The 15,981-nt window shown below is 71.1% G+C and carries 13 protein-coding genes; 2 read left to right on the forward strand and 11 right to left on the reverse strand.

Annotated elements, in window-relative coordinates; genetic code table 11:
- Positions 1-75: 75 nt before the first annotated feature.
- The gene (locus KIK06_RS14460) at positions 76-1,296 is read right to left on the reverse strand and encodes a CynX/NimT family MFS transporter (protein ID WP_040688550.1); all 1,221 of its coding nucleotides are present in this window, start codon (positions 1,294-1,296) and stop codon (positions 76-78) included.
- 238 nt (positions 1,297-1,534) lie between these two features.
- Between KIK06_RS14460 and KIK06_RS14465 the strand changes: the two genes are divergently transcribed.
- Entirely contained in the window at positions 1,535-1,831 is a 297-nt protein-coding gene (locus tag KIK06_RS14465) for a putative quinol monooxygenase (RefSeq protein ID WP_017597793.1), read from the forward strand.
- Between the two features lie 107 nt (positions 1,832-1,938).
- On the opposite strand, the gene KIK06_RS14470 is transcribed toward KIK06_RS14465, so the two are convergent.
- On the reverse strand, positions 1,939-2,991 hold the full coding sequence (locus tag KIK06_RS14470; RefSeq protein ID WP_017597792.1) for an aldo/keto reductase: 1,053 nt from the start codon (positions 2,989-2,991) through the stop codon (positions 1,939-1,941).
- A gap of 169 nt (positions 2,992-3,160) precedes the next feature.
- Between KIK06_RS14470 and KIK06_RS14475 the strand changes: the two genes are divergently transcribed.
- On the forward strand, positions 3,161-4,123 hold the full coding sequence (locus tag KIK06_RS14475; RefSeq protein ID WP_268643531.1) for a cyclase family protein: 963 nt from the start codon (positions 3,161-3,163) through the stop codon (positions 4,121-4,123).
- Positions 4,124-4,210: 87 nt separating this feature from the next.
- On the opposite strand, the gene KIK06_RS14480 is transcribed toward KIK06_RS14475, so the two are convergent.
- The 9 genes from KIK06_RS14480 to KIK06_RS14520 form a co-directional block, all read right to left on the reverse strand.
- Positions 4,211-4,657 (reverse strand): type II toxin-antitoxin system PemK/MazF family toxin, encoded by a 447-nt coding sequence (locus KIK06_RS14480; protein ID WP_017597790.1) that lies wholly within the window; start codon positions 4,655-4,657, stop codon positions 4,211-4,213.
- Positions 4,658-4,715: 58 nt separating this feature from the next.
- A complete protein-coding gene (locus KIK06_RS14485) occupies positions 4,716-5,564 on the reverse strand; it encodes an endo alpha-1,4 polygalactosaminidase (protein ID WP_268643532.1) in 849 nt (282 codons plus the stop codon).
- The gene (gene proB / locus KIK06_RS14490; protein WP_268643533.1) at positions 5,561-6,718 is read right to left on the reverse strand and encodes a glutamate 5-kinase; all 1,158 of its coding nucleotides are present in this window, start codon (positions 6,716-6,718) and stop codon (positions 5,561-5,563) included. The genes KIK06_RS14485 and proB overlap by 4 nt, the downstream gene beginning before the upstream one ends.
- Positions 6,719-6,814: 96 nt before the next feature.
- Complete coding sequence (gene obgE / locus KIK06_RS14495; RefSeq protein WP_268643534.1) at positions 6,815-8,179, reverse strand: GTPase ObgE; 1,365 nt, start codon at positions 8,177-8,179, stop codon at positions 6,815-6,817.
- A gap of 132 nt (positions 8,180-8,311) precedes the next feature.
- Entirely contained in the window at positions 8,312-8,572 is a 261-nt protein-coding gene (gene rpmA, locus KIK06_RS14500) for a 50S ribosomal protein L27 (protein ID WP_017597786.1), read from the reverse strand.
- Between the two features lie 13 nt (positions 8,573-8,585).
- Positions 8,586-8,897 (reverse strand): 50S ribosomal protein L21, encoded by a 312-nt coding sequence (rplU, locus tag KIK06_RS14505; protein WP_017597785.1) that lies wholly within the window; start codon positions 8,895-8,897, stop codon positions 8,586-8,588.
- A 596-nt stretch (positions 8,898-9,493) separates the two neighbouring features.
- Complete coding sequence (locus KIK06_RS14510; protein ID WP_268643535.1) at positions 9,494-12,538, reverse strand: ribonuclease E/G; 3,045 nt, start codon at positions 12,536-12,538, stop codon at positions 9,494-9,496.
- A 158-nt stretch (positions 12,539-12,696) separates the two neighbouring features.
- Entirely contained in the window at positions 12,697-13,476 is a 780-nt protein-coding gene (locus KIK06_RS14515; protein ID WP_017597784.1) for a TIGR03936 family radical SAM-associated protein, read from the reverse strand.
- 544 nt (positions 13,477-14,020) lie between these two features.
- The gene (locus KIK06_RS14520; protein WP_268643536.1) at positions 14,021-15,958 is read right to left on the reverse strand and encodes a TIGR03960 family B12-binding radical SAM protein; all 1,938 of its coding nucleotides are present in this window, start codon (positions 15,956-15,958) and stop codon (positions 14,021-14,023) included.
- Between the last annotated feature and the right edge of the window lie 23 nt (positions 15,959-15,981).

Consider the following 15,981-nt stretch of genomic DNA (forward strand, 5'->3'; position numbering starts at 1 on the left):
GTCCACCGCGTACACCGAAGCGGGGCACCGGATTCCCGATCCGGTGCCCCGCGACCTTCCGTGTCGTGCCCGGTGTCAGCTTCCGGCCGCGACCTGCTCGCTCGTCCGCGAGGCCAGGACCTTGCGGTCCCGGCTGACGAGCAGACCGATGACCAGCTCGACCGGGGCGAGCACGATCAGCAGCACCAGGGCCGGGGTCCAACTGCCCGTGACCGACCCGATCAGGCCGAACAGGAGCGGACCGCACACCGCGCCCACGCCGTAGCCGACCGTCTGCACCATGCCCGACAGCTGGGCGGCCACGCCGGGGTCGGGCGAGCGCAGACCGATGAAGGTCATCGCCATCGCGAACCCGCCGCCCAGGGCCAGACCGAGGACGATGGCCCAGAACGTGGCGAGGTCGGGCTGGACGATCAGTCCGAGGTTGGCCACCGCGCCCAGGACGGCGACCGTGACGGTCACCGTCGCCGGACGCACTCGCCCGGAGAGCACGGGGGCCAGCACCGCGGCCGGGATGCTCACCAGCATGCACAGGGAGAGCACGGCGCCGGCCTCGGCGGCCCCGCGGTCGATGAGGATCGTCGGCAGCCACCCCAGGGCGGTGAAGAAGGCCAGGGCGCGAAGCGCCAGGTAGAGCGTGGTCTGCCAAGCGACGGCGTCACGCAGCAGCTTGCCCAGGACGGGGGGCGGCGCGGCCGCCCCATTCGGCTTCCCCTGGCTCAGGGCCAGGGGCACCCACACGACCAGGGCCAGGATCGCCAGCCCCGCCCACAGCACCAGGGCGGTGGGCCAGTCGACGCCGAGGCCGTCGCGCAGGGGGACGGTCACACCGGAGGACAGAGCCGCGCCACCGCTGAGGACCGCCGTGGCGAGCCCCGTGTAGAAGCGGATCCGGTCGGGGAAGGCGCTCTTGACCACGGCGGGGATCAGAACGTTTCCGATGGCGAGTCCGGCACCGGCCAGGACGGTGCCGACGAACAGGGTCGGCACGGCCGGGACGAACCGGATGGCCAGGCCGATGACGATCAGGACCAGCGCCAGCGTGACGGCGCTGTTGACACCGATCCTGCGGGCGAACGCAGGGGCGAGCAGGGCGAAGACGCCCAGACACAGGACCGGGAGAGTGGTGAGCAGGCTGATGGTCGCGCCGGACAGGCCCAGGTCCTCCTGGATCTGGCCGAGCAGGGGGGAGACGCTTCCGATGGCCGGGCGGAGGTTGACCGCGAGCAACACGAGCCCCACGGCCGTCCAGAGGAGGTTGGACGTCGCCCGGACGCCTTGTTGGTCTTGTGCCACGAGTTCCTCACTCAACGTGTCGGTGATGCGACTGGCCTGGCACAGGGGGTCAGACCAGAAAGACCAAGAGACCTGATACCCATCTATTAGCGATCAGGTAACCAAGATCTGCTAGATATAAGATAGCGTATCCCATGAACCGCCTGGATCGGCTTCCGTACGGAACGTCATCCACCGCCTCCCCGGGGGCTTCGGCGGGGGAACACCAGGACAGAGCAGGACCCAGAAGGGAAAGATCGTGGCTTACCACATCGCCGTGAAGTTCGACGTGCCCGCCGAGCACCGCGACGAGTTCATCGCCGCCGCTCTGGAGGACGGCCGGAACTCGAACGCCGACGAGCCCGGCACGCTGGCGTTCAACCTCGTCGAGGACGAGGAGACCGCCAACCGCTTCTACCTGATCGAGGCCTACGAGGACGAGGAGGCCTTCCAGGTGCACTGCGACGGAGCGCACTTCAAGAAGTTCTTCGACATCATCGGCAGCTGGGGCCAGGAGGGCCCCGAGTGGCTGGTGCGGGGCACCCAGCACGTCTGATCCCCAACCCGACACGAGTGCCCGTGTGGTGGAGCTCCACCACACGGGCACTCTTCTCATCTCCCTCCTCCGCCGCCCAGGAGGCGGAGGAGGGAGACCGACGCCTTCTACCCCTGCGGGGTCACCGGACCCTCGCCCGCTCCGGTGCGCACCGTGGCCTCCGCGATCTCCGACAGATCGGCCTCGGTCAACTCCAGCGAACCGGCGGCCAGCCACGCGTCGATCTGCGCGGGCCGGCGCGCGCCGACGATGGCGCCGGTCACACCGGGCCAGGCGGCCGCCCAGGCCACCGCGACGGCCGCGACCGTGGTCCCGTGCCGCTCGGCGACGGGCTCCAGCGCCCGGGCCAGGGCGAGGTTGGGCTCCAGGTTGGTGGTGAAGTCCACGTGCCCCCGCCGCCAGTCGGCGGCGTCCAGTGCCTCGACCCGTTCCCGGGAGAAGGCCCCGGTGAGCAGTCCGGACTGCATGGGTGAGTAGACGATCACACCGGTGCCGTTCTTCGCCGCCCAGGCCACCTCACCCGCGTTGGAGCGGTTGATCGCGGAGAACGGCGGCTGGACCGCCTCGACGTGGGCGACCGCCTCAGCCCGCTCCAGGAGCGGCACGTCGTGGTTGGACAGCCCGATGGCGCCTACCTTGCCCTCCGCCTTCAGCTCCGCCATCACCGCCCAGTACTCCTCGATCGGGGTCGCCTGGGGCGCCGGGCCGCCCGACTCCTCCCCGCTGTACTCCAGCGAGGCGCCCGTGTCGGGCCAGTGCACCTGGAACAGGTCGATCCGGTCCACCCCCAGGCGGGAGAGGGAACCCTCCACCTCGCGACGGACGCTGTCGGGGCGCATGATCCGGTGCGGGGGCGCGCCCGGGTCGTCCTCGTCCCAGACCAGACCGCACTTGGTGAAGACGAGGGGACGGTCGGCCTCGGGGAGAGGGGCGACGGCCTTGCCGACCACCTCCTCGGAGTGGCCGAGACCGTAGACGGCCGCGGTGTCGATCCAGTTGACGCCGTTCTCGACGGCGTGGCGGATGGCGGCGATCGACTCAGCGTCGTCCTGAGCCCCCCACGAGTAGCGCCAGCCACCGCCTCCGATCGCCCAGGCACCCAGGCCGACCCGGGTGATGTCCATCCCGGTGTCGCCCAACGGGCGGGTCTGCAGGCTCATTCGCGTACTCCCATCGGTCGTGTCAGTGCGTCTGAGCATCAGAACCCATGTTCTCACATGAAGGCAGATGTTTGCTCGAAATCAATCATCTATCAGGGTTCCTTCATCCATAAGAGTACGTATACTTATCTGGACTCGCACACACGCCGACCTGGAAGAGGTGCCCCCCATGTGTGGACCCGAGCTGATCCGCAACGCCCAGAGCAGTCTCGCCAAGGACAGCGCCGACACCGCGACGATGACGGCGCCCCGACCGACGACCCCCGAACCCGCGGCCCCCGCCCGACCCGCCAGCGCGGGGGTGGGCCGACGCCGGATGCTCACGGGATCCGCCGCCGTGGGCGCCCTCCTCACCGGCATCGGCGCACTGGGCGTCGGCAACAGCGACCCCGCCTACGCCCAGGCCCTCAACGGCGTCTCCGCCTCCCGCCTGCGGGTCACCAACCTCAGCCACGCCATCCACACCGACTTCCCCGTCTACTCCCCCTTCGCTCTGGAGCCCAACATCTTCCAGACCGCGTGGGTGGACGACGACGGCTACAACGCGCTCAAGCTGGAGATCGACGAGCACACGGGGACCCACATGGACGCCCCCTGGCACTTCTTCGACAACGACGACGCCCTGCGCAACGAACAGATGGACCCGGCGAACCTGGTCTGCCCCCTGGTCGTGATCCGCATCGCCGACCGCGCCGAGACGGACCTGGACGCCGAGGTCACCGTGCGGGACCTGCGGAACTGGGAGCGGCGCTACGGCCGCATCCCGCGGCGCGCCCTCATCGCCATGGACTCCGGCTGGACCCGACGCGTGCTCAGCGGCCAGGCCGACATGCTGAACCGCGGCAGTGACGGGATCCCCCACTTCCCCGGGTTCAGCGCCGAGGCGTGCGCCTGGCTGCTGAACCACCGCGACGTCGCCGGCATCGCGGTGGACAGCCCGAGCCTGGACCCGGGCCCCAAGTCCGTCTCCGACCCCCAGGCCCACATCCTGATGCTGGGCGCGAACAAGTACGGCCTCGAGATCACCGCGCACATGGACGAGGCCCCCGAGTGCGGCGCCATCGCCGTGGTCGGTGTCATCAACACCAAGGGCGGGACCGGCGGCCCCACCCGCCTCCTGGCCGTCCACTGACCGAACCGCCCCCCTGGCACTCGGCCCCCGAAGACGCCGGTCTTGGCCGCCGGCGCCCTCGGGGGCCGTTCACGTGCCCCGACCGGATCAGCTCCAGCCGTACCGTCCCCGCAGTACGTCCGCGACCAGACCGAACCGCTCCTCGTCCAGGACCGCGGCCTCCCGACGGATGCCGTCCTCCTCGAACTCGAAGAGACGGTCCACCCGAACGTGGGAGTCCCGGCCCTCGCGGTCCCAGGATCCGCTGCCGATGGGCAGCCAGTCCTGGCTCTCCCACGCCTCGGGGCTCTGGGACGAGAGCATGAGACCGTGCAGTCGGCCGTCCTTGCGCCCCACGACGAGCATCGGCCGGTCCTTGCCCTGGGAGGGATCCTCCTCGTAGGGGACCCACGTCCACACGATCTCGCCCGTGTCGGCGAGACCGTCGCGTTCGGGAGCGTAGGCGATACGGGTCGCGTTGCGTTCGGTGGGGATCTCACGGACCTGGCCGTGCTGGGGGTGCGGGTCGGACCCGCGCGCTGTGTCTTCGCTCACAGGAGGCATCCTAGGCGGTGCCGGCGGCCCGTGGAACGACCTCGGCCCGCCGTCCGCCTCAGCAGGCCTCGAAGAGGTGTCCGGGCTCGTCGGACACGACGAGATCGCGGTCGCGCAGGATGGTGCTGGCGGGGGACTCCGGGTCGGCGCACGCCTCCTCGAAGGGGATGTCCAGGGTGTCGGGGTACTCGATGGCCAGGACGGCGTCACCGTAGACGTCGGTGTAGGCGGAGCACTCCTGGTAGGCGACGCACTCCTCGGCCACCGCCAGGTCGAACCCGGCCTGCTCGTGCGCCCGGTACGTCAGCTCGGCGGCGTTCTTCTGGGCCGCGTCCATCCCCAGGGCGTGCGCCGCCTCCACCAGTTCGGCGGCCAGGGCGAGGGCGTCGTCGGCGTCGAAGGCTCCCCCGGAACGGGTGAAGGAGTCCAGGTTGTCGAACTCCACGGCGTCGAAGCCCCGCTCCGCGCAGTCCGCGACCGTCTGGCCGACGACGTCGGCGACCTCCCCTCGGCGTTCCTCGGTGGACACGTCCAGCAACACCTCGTCCGGCCAGTCGGGGTCGGCGACGAACGCGCCGTCGGCGTCCCGCAGCAGCGCGTCGGGATGCTCCGACACCCACCGCTCCAGGTCCTGGGGTTGGGTCTGGAACGCGTTGACGTAGCAGACCGAGTACAGGTCCGGCGCGGGTTCGTCGCTGGAGTCGCGCACCACCGCCACCACGTCCGGCGCGGGTTCGTAGCCGCCGCCGAGCTGGTAGTCGAACGGCCCGACGGGCACTGACGGCTCCGGAACCCCCTCCTCGCTCGCGGAACCCGTCGTCCGGGACGCCTCGGTCGGCGCACACCCGACGCACAGGACCGCCAGGGCCAGGGCACCCGTCCACCGGAAGGCGTAGGGAGGCGTCACAGGATCACCAGATCGTCTCGGTGCACCAGTTCGCGCTCGTAGGAGGGACCCATCTCCCTGGCCAGCCACCGCGTCGACCTACCCATCATGTCGGGGACTTCGGAGGCGTCGTAGTTGACCAGACCGCGCGCGACCACGGTGCCCTCCTCGTCGCGCAGGTCCACCGGGTCGCCCGCGCTGAAGTCGCCCATGACCTTGACCACGCCCGCGGGCAGCAGGGAGGCCTTCTCACTCACGACCGCGACCACCGCGCCCGGGTCCAGGACGAGGCTTCCCCGACCGGCGGTGGCGTGGGCGAGCCACAGCTGACGGGTCGAGGGGCGGCGGCCCTCGGCCGGGGCGAAGAGGGTGCCCACCCGCTCCCCCGCCAGGGCGGCGCGCGCGTTGGCCGCCGAGGTCAGCACCGTCTGCACGCCCGCCTCGGTGGCGATGCGCGCCGACTCCACCTTCGTCACCATGCCGCCGGTGCCCACACCCCGCTTGCCCGCGCTGCCGATGTCGATGCCGTCCAGGTCCCCGGGGCCGCGCACGAGGTCGACCACGGAGGTGGACGGGTCGGAGGGGTTGCCGTCGTACAGGGCGTCCACGTCGGAGAGCAGGACGAGCGCGTCCGCGCGCAGGAGGTGTGCGACGAGGGCGGCGAGGCGGTCGTTGTCGCCGAACCGGATCTCGTGGGTGGCCACGGTGTCGTTCTCGTTGACGATCGGCACCGCCCCGATGTCCAACAGACGGCGCAGGGTGCGCTGCGCATTACGGTGCTGCACCCGCCGCATCATGTCCTCCACCGTGAGCAGGACCTGGGCGGCGGTGAGGCCGTGCCCGGCCAGCTCGGCGGTGTAGGACGCCAGCAGCAGGCCCTGTCCGACGCTGGCCGCCGCCTGCTGCGAGGCCAGGTCGCGCGGGCGCCGGGTCAGTCCGAGGGGGGTCATCCCGGCGGCGACGGCTCCGGAGGAGACCAGGATGACCTCCTGCCCGAGCGCGCGCCGGGCCGCCAGGACCTCGACGAGGTCGCGGATCCGGCCGGAGTCGATGCGGCCCTCGGGGGTCGTCAGCGACGACGACCCCACCTTGACCACGACCCGCCGCGCGTTCGCCACGGCCTTGCGGCCCGCGACCTCGAGTTCGTCGATGTGTTCGGTTCTCACGCTGTCCACCGGGGGCTTTCCATCCGTGGCACGGCTCCAGGCTCGATCGCCGTGCGCGTACCTGAGTGTGGGTCCGGCTGGTGTGGAGCGGTGTCCCCGCGCGGGTCAGCCCAGCCGGGTGTCGGTGCCGCGCGGGCCGGACGGGACGGCCTCGGCGTCGGTCGACGGGTCCCAGTCGAAGACCACGGAGTCCTCCTCGGTTCCGATGTAGACCTCGGCCCCCTCGGTGGCGCCGGCCTTGGCCAGCTCCTCCTCGATGCCAAGGCGGTTGAGGCGCTCGGCCAGGTAGCCGACGGCCTCGTCGTTGGAGAAGTCGGTCTGACGCACCCAGCGGGCGGGCTTGTCGCCGCGCACACGAAAGGCGTTGTCTCCCAGCGGCACGACCTCGAACGGGGTGTCGCCGATCATCTTCGGACGGATCACGATCCGGGTGGGCTCGGCCACGGGAGCGGCCTCACGGGCGGCGGCCACCTGCTCGCCCAGGGCGAAGGACAGCTCGCGCAGCCCCTCCCGGGACGCGGCGGAGACCTCCAGGACGCGGTACCCGCGCTCGACCAGCATCGGCCTGACCAGTTCGGCGAGTTCACGGGCCTCGGGCACGTCCACCTTGTTCAGGGCGACGATGCGCGGGCGGTCGGACAGGTCGACGCCGGTGCGCTCACCGTAGGCGACCAGCTCGGCCTCCAGGGCCTCCAGATCGCTGACCGGGTCGCGACCGGACTCGTAGGTCGCGCAGTCGAGTACGTGCAGCAGCGTGGAACAGCGTTCGATGTGGCGCAGGAACTCCAGGCCCAGGCCTCTACCGTCGCTGGCTCCGGGGATGAGGCCGGGCACGTCGGCGATGACGTACTGGACGGCGCCCGCCTCGACCACCCCGAGGTTGGGGATGAGGGTGGTGAAGGGGTAGTCCGCGATCTTGGGCCGCGCCGCGGAGAGGGCCGCGATGAGCGACGACTTGCCCGCGCTGGGGAAGCCCACCAGGCCGACGTCGGCGATGGTCTTCATCTCCAGGCGCACGTCGAAGGCCTCGCCCTCCTCGCCCTTGAGGGCGAAGCCGGGCGCCTTGCGCTTCTTGGAGGCCAGTGCCGCGTTGCCCAGACCGCCGGAGCCGCCCTTGGCCAACACGAGCCGGGTCCCGTGGCCGACCAGGTCGGCGACGACCTCGCCGTCCATGTGGGTGACCACGGTGCCGTCGGGGACGGTGAGCACGAGGTCGTCACCGTTGGCGCCGGCGCGGTGGCCGCCCTGCCCGGGGGTTCCGTTCTGGGCGCCGCGGTGGGGGCGGCGCTGGTAGTCCAGGAGCGTGGCGGTCTGGGCGTCGACCTCCAGGACGACGTCACCACCGCGGCCTCCGTTCCCGCCGTCCGGCCCGCCCAACGGCTTGAACTTCTCCCGGTGCACGGAGGCACAGCCATGCCCGCCGTTCCCGGCCTTGACGTGCAAGACCGCCTCGTCGACGAAGTCAGGCATAGCTCTCCCCGTTACTCGTGCGGCCCCGCCCGGCGACGGAGACCGCGAACCACACGCGTCAACCAGTGACAACGCGAGGGGCGGGCCAGTGTTCCCTGGCCCGCCCCGAAATCCACAACGTCCGCGCGTGACCTACTCGGCGGCGGCGGGAACGATGTTCACGGCCTTGCGGCCGCGGTAGTTGGCGAACTTGACCTCGCCGCCGACCAGGGCGAACAGCGTGTCGTCGCCACCACGGCCGACGTTGGCGCCCGGGTGGAACTTGGTGCCGCGCTGACGGATCAGGATCTCGCCGGCCGAAACGGTCTGACCGCCGAAGCGCTTGACACCAAGCCGCTTGGCGTTGGAGTCACGACCGTTACGGCTGGACGAAGCGCCCTTCTTGTGTGCCATCTCTCCAGGCCTCCTACTTCGCCGCGATGCCGGTGACGCGCACCTGGGTGTGCTTCTGGCGGTGACCCATGCGCTTCTTGTAACCGGTCTTGTTCTTGTACTTCAGGATGTTGATCTTGGGACCAGTGGTCTCACCGAGAACCTCGGCGGTGACCGTGTACCCGCTCAGCTTGTCGGCCTCGCTGATGACGTCGTCACCGTCGACGACAAGGATGGGCTGCCAGGTCAGGGTGGCGCCGGCCTCCTCGGAGACCCTGTCGATGTTCAGGACGTCATCGACGGACACCTTCTCCTGTCGGCCGCCCGCTCGCACGATCGCGTACACCGGGTAACTCTCTTCCTGCTCGCTCAACGAATAATGCACTCACTGGGACCATTCCCGGGGGAAGTCCAGGCCCGCTCGCGCGGGGCCCCCGGGTCAGCCCTGCCTGTGCCAGGCCTGGCTGTGAAGGGGCCGCTCCCACCGTGGTGGGAAGAAGCCTCGTTCCACGATCCACTGATCGCCTGTAGCGGGGCGCGGGGATCTGAGGGAAACAAACCCTGCGTGGAGAGCACTTCGGTGTCGGGGCGCGTGATCACACGGAGCGCGCCGACGCACCGCCCATCAGATTACCACTGACCCGCCGCGGGACTGTACAGCTGCTTGCTTTGGGCCTCCGCTCCGCTTTGGCCCGTGTTCGGGCGTCCCCAAGGCAGGGATGCTTCATCCTCGTCCTCGCCTGCCGCTCGTTCCTCGCTCGCGGCTCGACTCGCCCACCCGTCGCCCGCCGCCACCCTCAAACGACGCCTTCGGCGCAGCACTCACTCGAAGCACCCTGCCGACGCCCGAACGGCAACCCCCTGGGGTGACCACCCCGGGGATCCACAGCGCGCGTCCGTCCCCCTGGAGGGTCCCAGGGGGACGGACGCGACGGGTGTGGCTTAACCGGCCTCCACCGCGGTCGGCGAGGTGGCCGCCGCCTTGGTACGCCGGGTCCGACGGCGCTTCGGGCGCTCCCCCGCCTCGTCCTCGGTACCGGCGGCGGGTGCCTCCGGCTCCGGGGCCGTGTCCTCGGCGGGCGCCTCGGCCGCCGCACGGGCGGTACGACGCGTCGTGGTCCGCCTGGTCCGGGTCTTCTTCACCGGGGCCTCGGGCTCCGCCTCGGTCGGCTCAGCGGCCTCCGCAGCGGGCCTCTCGGCCGCCTCCTGGGGCTCGGCCCCTGCGGGCTCCCCGGCAGGAGCGGTCCGGGCGCGGTCGTCCCCGGTCGGTTCCTCCGCGACCTCGGCGCCCTTACGGGCGCGGGTGGTCCGCTTCCGGGTCCGCTTCGCGGGCTTCTCGGCGGGTTCGGCGGGTTCCTCGGCGGCGGGCGCGGGCTCGACGGGCTCCTCGGCGATCCCGGCCTTCGCGGCCGTCGCCTTCTTCTCCGCCTTGTCGGCCCTCTTCTCCGCCTTCTGGGCCCGCTCCTGCTTCTCGGACTTGTCAGCCTTCTCGGCCTTGTCCTGCTTCTCCGCCTTCTCGGCCTTGTCGGCCTTGTCGGAGGGCTGGTCCGCCTCGCCCTTGCCCTTCTTCTTCTTGCGGCCGCCGTTGCCGCCCTTGCCCTCCACCGGCTCGGTGGACAGCACCAGGCCGCGGCCGCTGCAGTGGTCGCACGAGTGCGAGAAGGCCTCCAGGAGCCCCTGACCGACCCGCTTACGGGTCATCTGCACCAGGCCGAGCGAGGTGACCTCGGCCACCTGGTGCTTGGTGCGGTCCCTGGACAGGCACTCCAGCATGCGGCGCAGCACGAGGTCGCGGTTGGACTCCAACACCATGTCGATGAAGTCGATCACGATGATGCCGCCGATGTCGCGCAGCCGGAGCTGGCGGACGATCTCCTCCGCCGCCTCCAGGTTGTTCTTGGTGACGGTCTCCTCGAGGTTGCCGCCCTGACCGGTGAACTTGCCGGTGTTGACGTCGACCACGGTCATGGCCTCGGTGCGGTCGATGATCAGCGACCCACCGCTGGGCAGCCACACCTTACGCTCGAGGGCCTTGTTGATCTGTTCGTCGATCCGGTAGGCGGCGAAGACGTCGCGGTCCTCGGTCCAGTGGGAGAGCCGCTCGGACAGGTTGGGCGCCACGTAGTCGACGTACTCGTGAACGGTGCTCCACGCCTCCTCGCCGGAGACCACCAGGCTGGAGAAGTCCTCGTTGAACACGTCCCGCACGACTCGGACCGTGAGGTCGGGCTCACTGTTGAGCAGCGACGGAGCGCTCGCCGACTTCGACTTGCGCTTGATGGACTCCCACTGGTTGGCCAGGCGCGAGATGTCGCGCTCCAGCTCCTCCTCGCTGGCCCCCTCGGCGGCGGTGCGCACGATCACGCCCGCGCCGGACGGCATCACCTTCTTGAGGATCTGCTTCAGACGCGCGCGCTCCTTGTCGGGGAGCTTGCGGCTGATCCCGGTCATGGAACCGCCGGGCACGTACACCAGGTAACGGCCCGGGAGGCTGATCTGGCTGGTCAGGCGGGCGCCCTTGTGCGCGATCGGGTCCTTGGTGACCTGCACCAGGACCGACTGGCCCGACTTGAGGACCGATTCGATGCGCTTGGGCTGGCCGTCCAGGCCGAAGGAGTCCCAGTTGACCTCGCCCGCGTACAGGACGGCGTTGCGGCCCTTGCCGATGTCGACGAAGGCGGCCTCCATGGACGGCAGGACGTTCTGCACCCGGCCCAGGTAGACGTTGCCCACGTAGGAGCGGTGGGTGGCCCGGTCGACGTAGTGCTCGACGAGGACGTCGTCCTCCAGCACCGCGATCTGGGTGCGGTCGCCGTTGCGGCGGATCACGAGGTCGCGCTTGACCGACTCACGGCGCGCGAGGAACTCCGACTCGGTGACGATCGGGGCGCGGCGGCGGCCCTGCTCACGGCCCTCGCGGCGGCGCTGCTTCTTGGCCTCCAGCCGGGTGGAGCCGCGGACCGCCTGGACCTCGTCCTCGATCGGCTTCTCCTGGCGCGGCTCACGCACCTTGACCACGGTGTTGGGCGGGTCGTCAGTGGTGGTCTCGGTGGCGGAGCCGGCCCTGCGGCGCCGGCGGCGGCGACGACGGCTGCCGCGCTCGCCCTCCTCGGCGGCGGGCTGTTCGGGCGTGGTCTCGGCGGTCTCCTCCGCGGTCCTCTCGCCCTCGCGCTCCCGTTCCTCGTCAGCCCGGCCCGCGGTCTCCGCGGTCTCTCCACCGGTCTCCTCACCGGTGCGTGAGCGGCCCCGGCCCCGGCCCCCGCGGCGGCGGCGCCGGCGGCTCGGCCGCTCCTCGGCGGTGTCGGCTGCCTCGGCGGCCTCGGCGCTCTCGGCGGGCTCCTCGGCCAGGGCGTCCGTCTCCTCGGCGGACTCCTCGTCCTCAGCCGGTTCGGCCTCGGCCGACTCGGCCCGCGCGGGCGCGCCCTGCTGGGCGACCGGCGGTTGGAAGAGCATCGTGGGCGACTGGAAGACGGCGCCGCCGCCCCCGGGGGCCTCCTCGGTACCCGTGGACGAGGCGGCCTCGTCGGCCTTCGGTTCCACGGCCCGTGCCTCCTCGGCCGGAGCGGGCTCTGCGGCCTTGCGCCTGCCGCCCTTGCGCCCGGCGGTCCGGGGCTCCTCGGCCGGGGCCGCCTCGGCGTCCTTCTTCGCGGTGGCCCTGGTGGTGGAGCGCTTGCGGCGCGCGGGCGCCTCCTCCGCGGGGCTGCCGGCGGCGCGCACGGTGCGCTTGCGCGGAGCGGCGGCCACGGAGGTCTTCACCGTGCCCACCTCACCGGACCCGGCGAGGGTGGTCACCGGCTGGGAGGGGGTGGTGGCGGTGTCGTCTGGCTCGGGGGGCGGTCCAGCCGCACGGCGTGCGCCCTTGGCGGACGCGGGTGTGGTCACCCGCACCCCGCCGTCCCCCGGAGGGGGCGTCGCCGCCTTGGCGTCGGTTGTTTCAGTTGTACCCGCGGCGCCCTCGGCGCCGTTCGTGGGCTCGTTGTCGAGCATCCGGGCGGTCTCCCGTCAAAGTCCTCGGGCGCGCCGCGACCTCTCGGTCGGCGGCGCGGCTCACGAGAACTGTCGTCGCTGTGTCAGCGCCGGCGGCACCGGAGTGTCGCCGGGGCAAAGTCCTGTGGTCGCGCCCATGTACCCCAAGGTGGGGCCGCTCATGGGCGCGGTCCCGTCATGGGCGCCGACGGCCGTGGTGCGTTCTCGCTCCGCTCGTCACCTTCGCCCACGGATCCGGTGCCCACGGTGGTGTGGGCGGCGGGCCGGTCCGCGGTGAGCGGGTCCGCGATCGCACCTGTCGTCTCGTCAAGTGGCCCCTGCGCCAGCCGGGTCATCAGCGGTGATGACGGCGGCGCGAGGTCGGCCACGAGGCGTAGGCCGGTCAGCACGTCGTCTGGTCGGACGGCAGGTGTCGTGTGCCGAACGACCATTCGAAGTATGGCATATGTCGCGTGTTGTTCCCCTGGGGCGCGCCCGTCGGGCACGCCAGCCACGTCGAGTCGGACCACCGCCGGGCGTGTGTCGAACCGGCGTCGGCCCTTCTTCGTCATCCGTTCCACCTCGACACTGTCGGCGGCCAGGAAGGCGTTCGCCGCCGCCGCGGCCGCGTCGGGGTCGACGCCCGCCAACTCCACCCGCCACTCCGAGGCCTGGAGCCGGTCGGCGAGCCCGGAGCTGCCGGCCTCGACGACCTCGACGATGTCCACACCCTCGGGCATGGCCTCGTCGATGTCGGCTCTGACCCGTTCGGGGTCGCGTTCCTCGACCAGGGTCAGTTCGAGGTACTCCGCGTCACTGGCGACCCCGGTGGGGGCCGCACCGGTATAGGAGACCTTCGGATGCGGCGAGAAGCCCGCGGAGAACGCGACCGGGACGTCCGCCCTACGCAGAGCGCGTTCCAGCGCCCGGGCGATGTCGCGGTGACTGGCGAATCTCATGCGGCCCCGCTTGGCGTAGCGGACGCGGAGCCGTTGGCCGGGTCTGGTGGTGGAGGGTGAGGTGGTGCCCTCGGATGCGGGGGGCAGCTCAACTCCTTTCCTCATGCCCCCGGTGGGGTCGGCGTGCGACCTGAAGGGGCTGTTCCTCAGTCCTGTTCAGCGTACGGTGCGCGGTGGTGCACATGCGCCAACAGGACCACGCATACCGGTACCTCCCCCACTGACCTGCGGTCGAAAAGTCCCGATGCCATCCGGGCGGAGAGCGAACCGGTATTCACCACCAGAACGCGGAGGCCCCGAAAAAAAATCCGGAGAAAATCCGGATCCGATGGCAACCCCCCAACCGCCCCGCGAGTCCTACTACACGTACGGCCCGGCGCGAGCGGGGCGCCGGGCCGTACTCCTTCCTCCCGGAGGGCTCCCCCACAGGGGTAGAGCGTCCGGAGCGCGCATCCTACTGGAGAGCCCTCCTCAGCGACCAGAGCGCCCCCAGCCCCTCCCGGCGTCCTCGGGGCGCCGCCCGGGAGCGCTTGGGGGCGGCCCGCTACTTCACGGTGAGCGGGAGCAGCGGCCGTCCGTCCGAGGGGGCGTTGATCTGGATCTCGGTTCCCATGCTCGGGCACACACCGCAGTCGTAGCAGGGGTTCCACCGGCAGTCGTCGACCTCGACCGACTCCTCCCCGTGCAGCGAGTCCTGCCAGTCCTGCCACAGCCACGAGCGGTCCAGCCCCGCGTCGAGGTGGTCCCACGGCAGGACCTCGTCCTCGTCGCGCTCACGGGTGGTGTACCAGTCCAGGTCCACCGGTTCGCCGGCGAGGGCGGTCTCGGCCCCCTTGGCCCAGCGGGCGTAGGAGAAGTGCTCGCTCCAACCGTCGAACCGGCCGCCCGAGCGCCACACCTCCTCGACGACCCGGCCCACACGGCGGTCACCCCGTGAGAGCAGTCCCTCGATGATCGACGGGCGCCCCTCGTGGTAGCGCAGCCCGATGGACTTGCCGTACCTGCGGTCGCCCCGCAGCCGGTCGCGCAGCTTGCGCAGGCGCGCGTCGACCACCTCATGCGAGGTCTGCCCCGCCCACTGGAACGGGGTCTGCGGCTTGGGCACGAACCCGCCGATGGACACCGTGCAGCGGATGTCCTTGCGGCCGGTCACCTCGCGGCCGGTACGGATCACCTCGGTGGCCAGGTCGGCGATGGCCAGGACGTCCTCGTCCTCCTCGGTGGGCAGCCCGCACATGAAGTACAGCTTCACCTGGCGCCACCCGGCCTCGTAGGCGGCGGTCACCGTGCGGATGAGGTCCTCCTCGGTGACCATCTTGTTGATCACCCGGCGCATCCGCTCACTGCCGCCCTCGGGAGCGAAGGTCAGGCCCGAGCGGCGCCCGTTCCGGGTCAGCTCGCCCGCCAGGTCGATGTTGAAGGCGTCCACGCGTGTGGAGGGCAGGGACAGCCCCGTGTTGGTGCCCTCGTACCGGTCGGCCAGCCCCTTGGCGATGTCGCCGATCTGGCTGTGGTCGGCGCTCGACAGGGACAGCAGGCCCACCTCCTGGAAACCGGTGGCCCTCACCCCCTCGTCGACCATCCTCGTCACGGTCTCCTGGTTGCGCTCACGCACCGGACGGGTGATCATCCCCGCCTGGCAGAACCGGCAGCCCCGGGTGCACCCGCGGAAGATCTCCACGCTGTAGCGCTCGTGCACGGACTCGGCGGTCGGCACGATGGGCTTCTTGGGGTAGGGCCACTGGTCCAGGTCCATCACGGTGTGCTTGTGCACCGTGCCCGGCACACCCGGGCGGTTGGGCGTGTAGGCGGCGATCCGGCCGTCGGAGTGGTAGGCCACGTCGAAGAAGCGCGGCACGTACACCCCGCCCGTCGCGGCCAGCCGGAGGAGGAGTCCCTCCCTCCCGCCGGGTTCGCCCTCCTCCTTGAACTCCCGGATGATCTCGGTGATCGCGAGCGCGACCTCTTCGCCGTCGCCCAGCACCACGGCGTCCAGGAAGTCCGCGATCGGCTCCGGGTTGAACGCCGAGTGGCCGCCCGCCAGCACGATCGGGTGGCCCTCGCCCCGGTCCGCGGAGCGCAGCGGGATACCCGCCAGGTCCAGCGCCGTGAGCAGGTTCGTGTACCCCATCTCGCTGGCGAAGCTCACCCCCAGCACGTCGAACGCCGACACCGGGCGGTGGGCGTCCACGGTGAAGTGCGGGACGCCGTGCTCGCGCATCAGCGACTCCAGGTCCGGCCAGACCGCGTACGTGCGCTCCGCCAGCACGCCCTCGCGCTCGTTGAGGACCTCGTAGAGGATCTGCACACCCTGGTTGGGCACCCCGACCTCATAGGCGTCCGGGTACATCAGCGCCCAGCGCACCGAGGTGTCGTCCCACTCCTTGACCACGGAGTTGAGCTCGCCCCCGACGTACTGGATGGGCTTGCTCACCTTCGGCAGCAGGGGTTCCAGCCGCGGGAAGACGCTTTCGACGGACATGGTGAGACCTTCGGTCGATGGCG

The sequence above is a fragment of the Nocardiopsis sp. EMB25 genome (assembly GCF_026797795.1).
Classification (GTDB): Bacteria; Actinomycetota; Actinomycetes; order Streptosporangiales; family Streptosporangiaceae; genus Nocardiopsis; species Nocardiopsis lucentensis.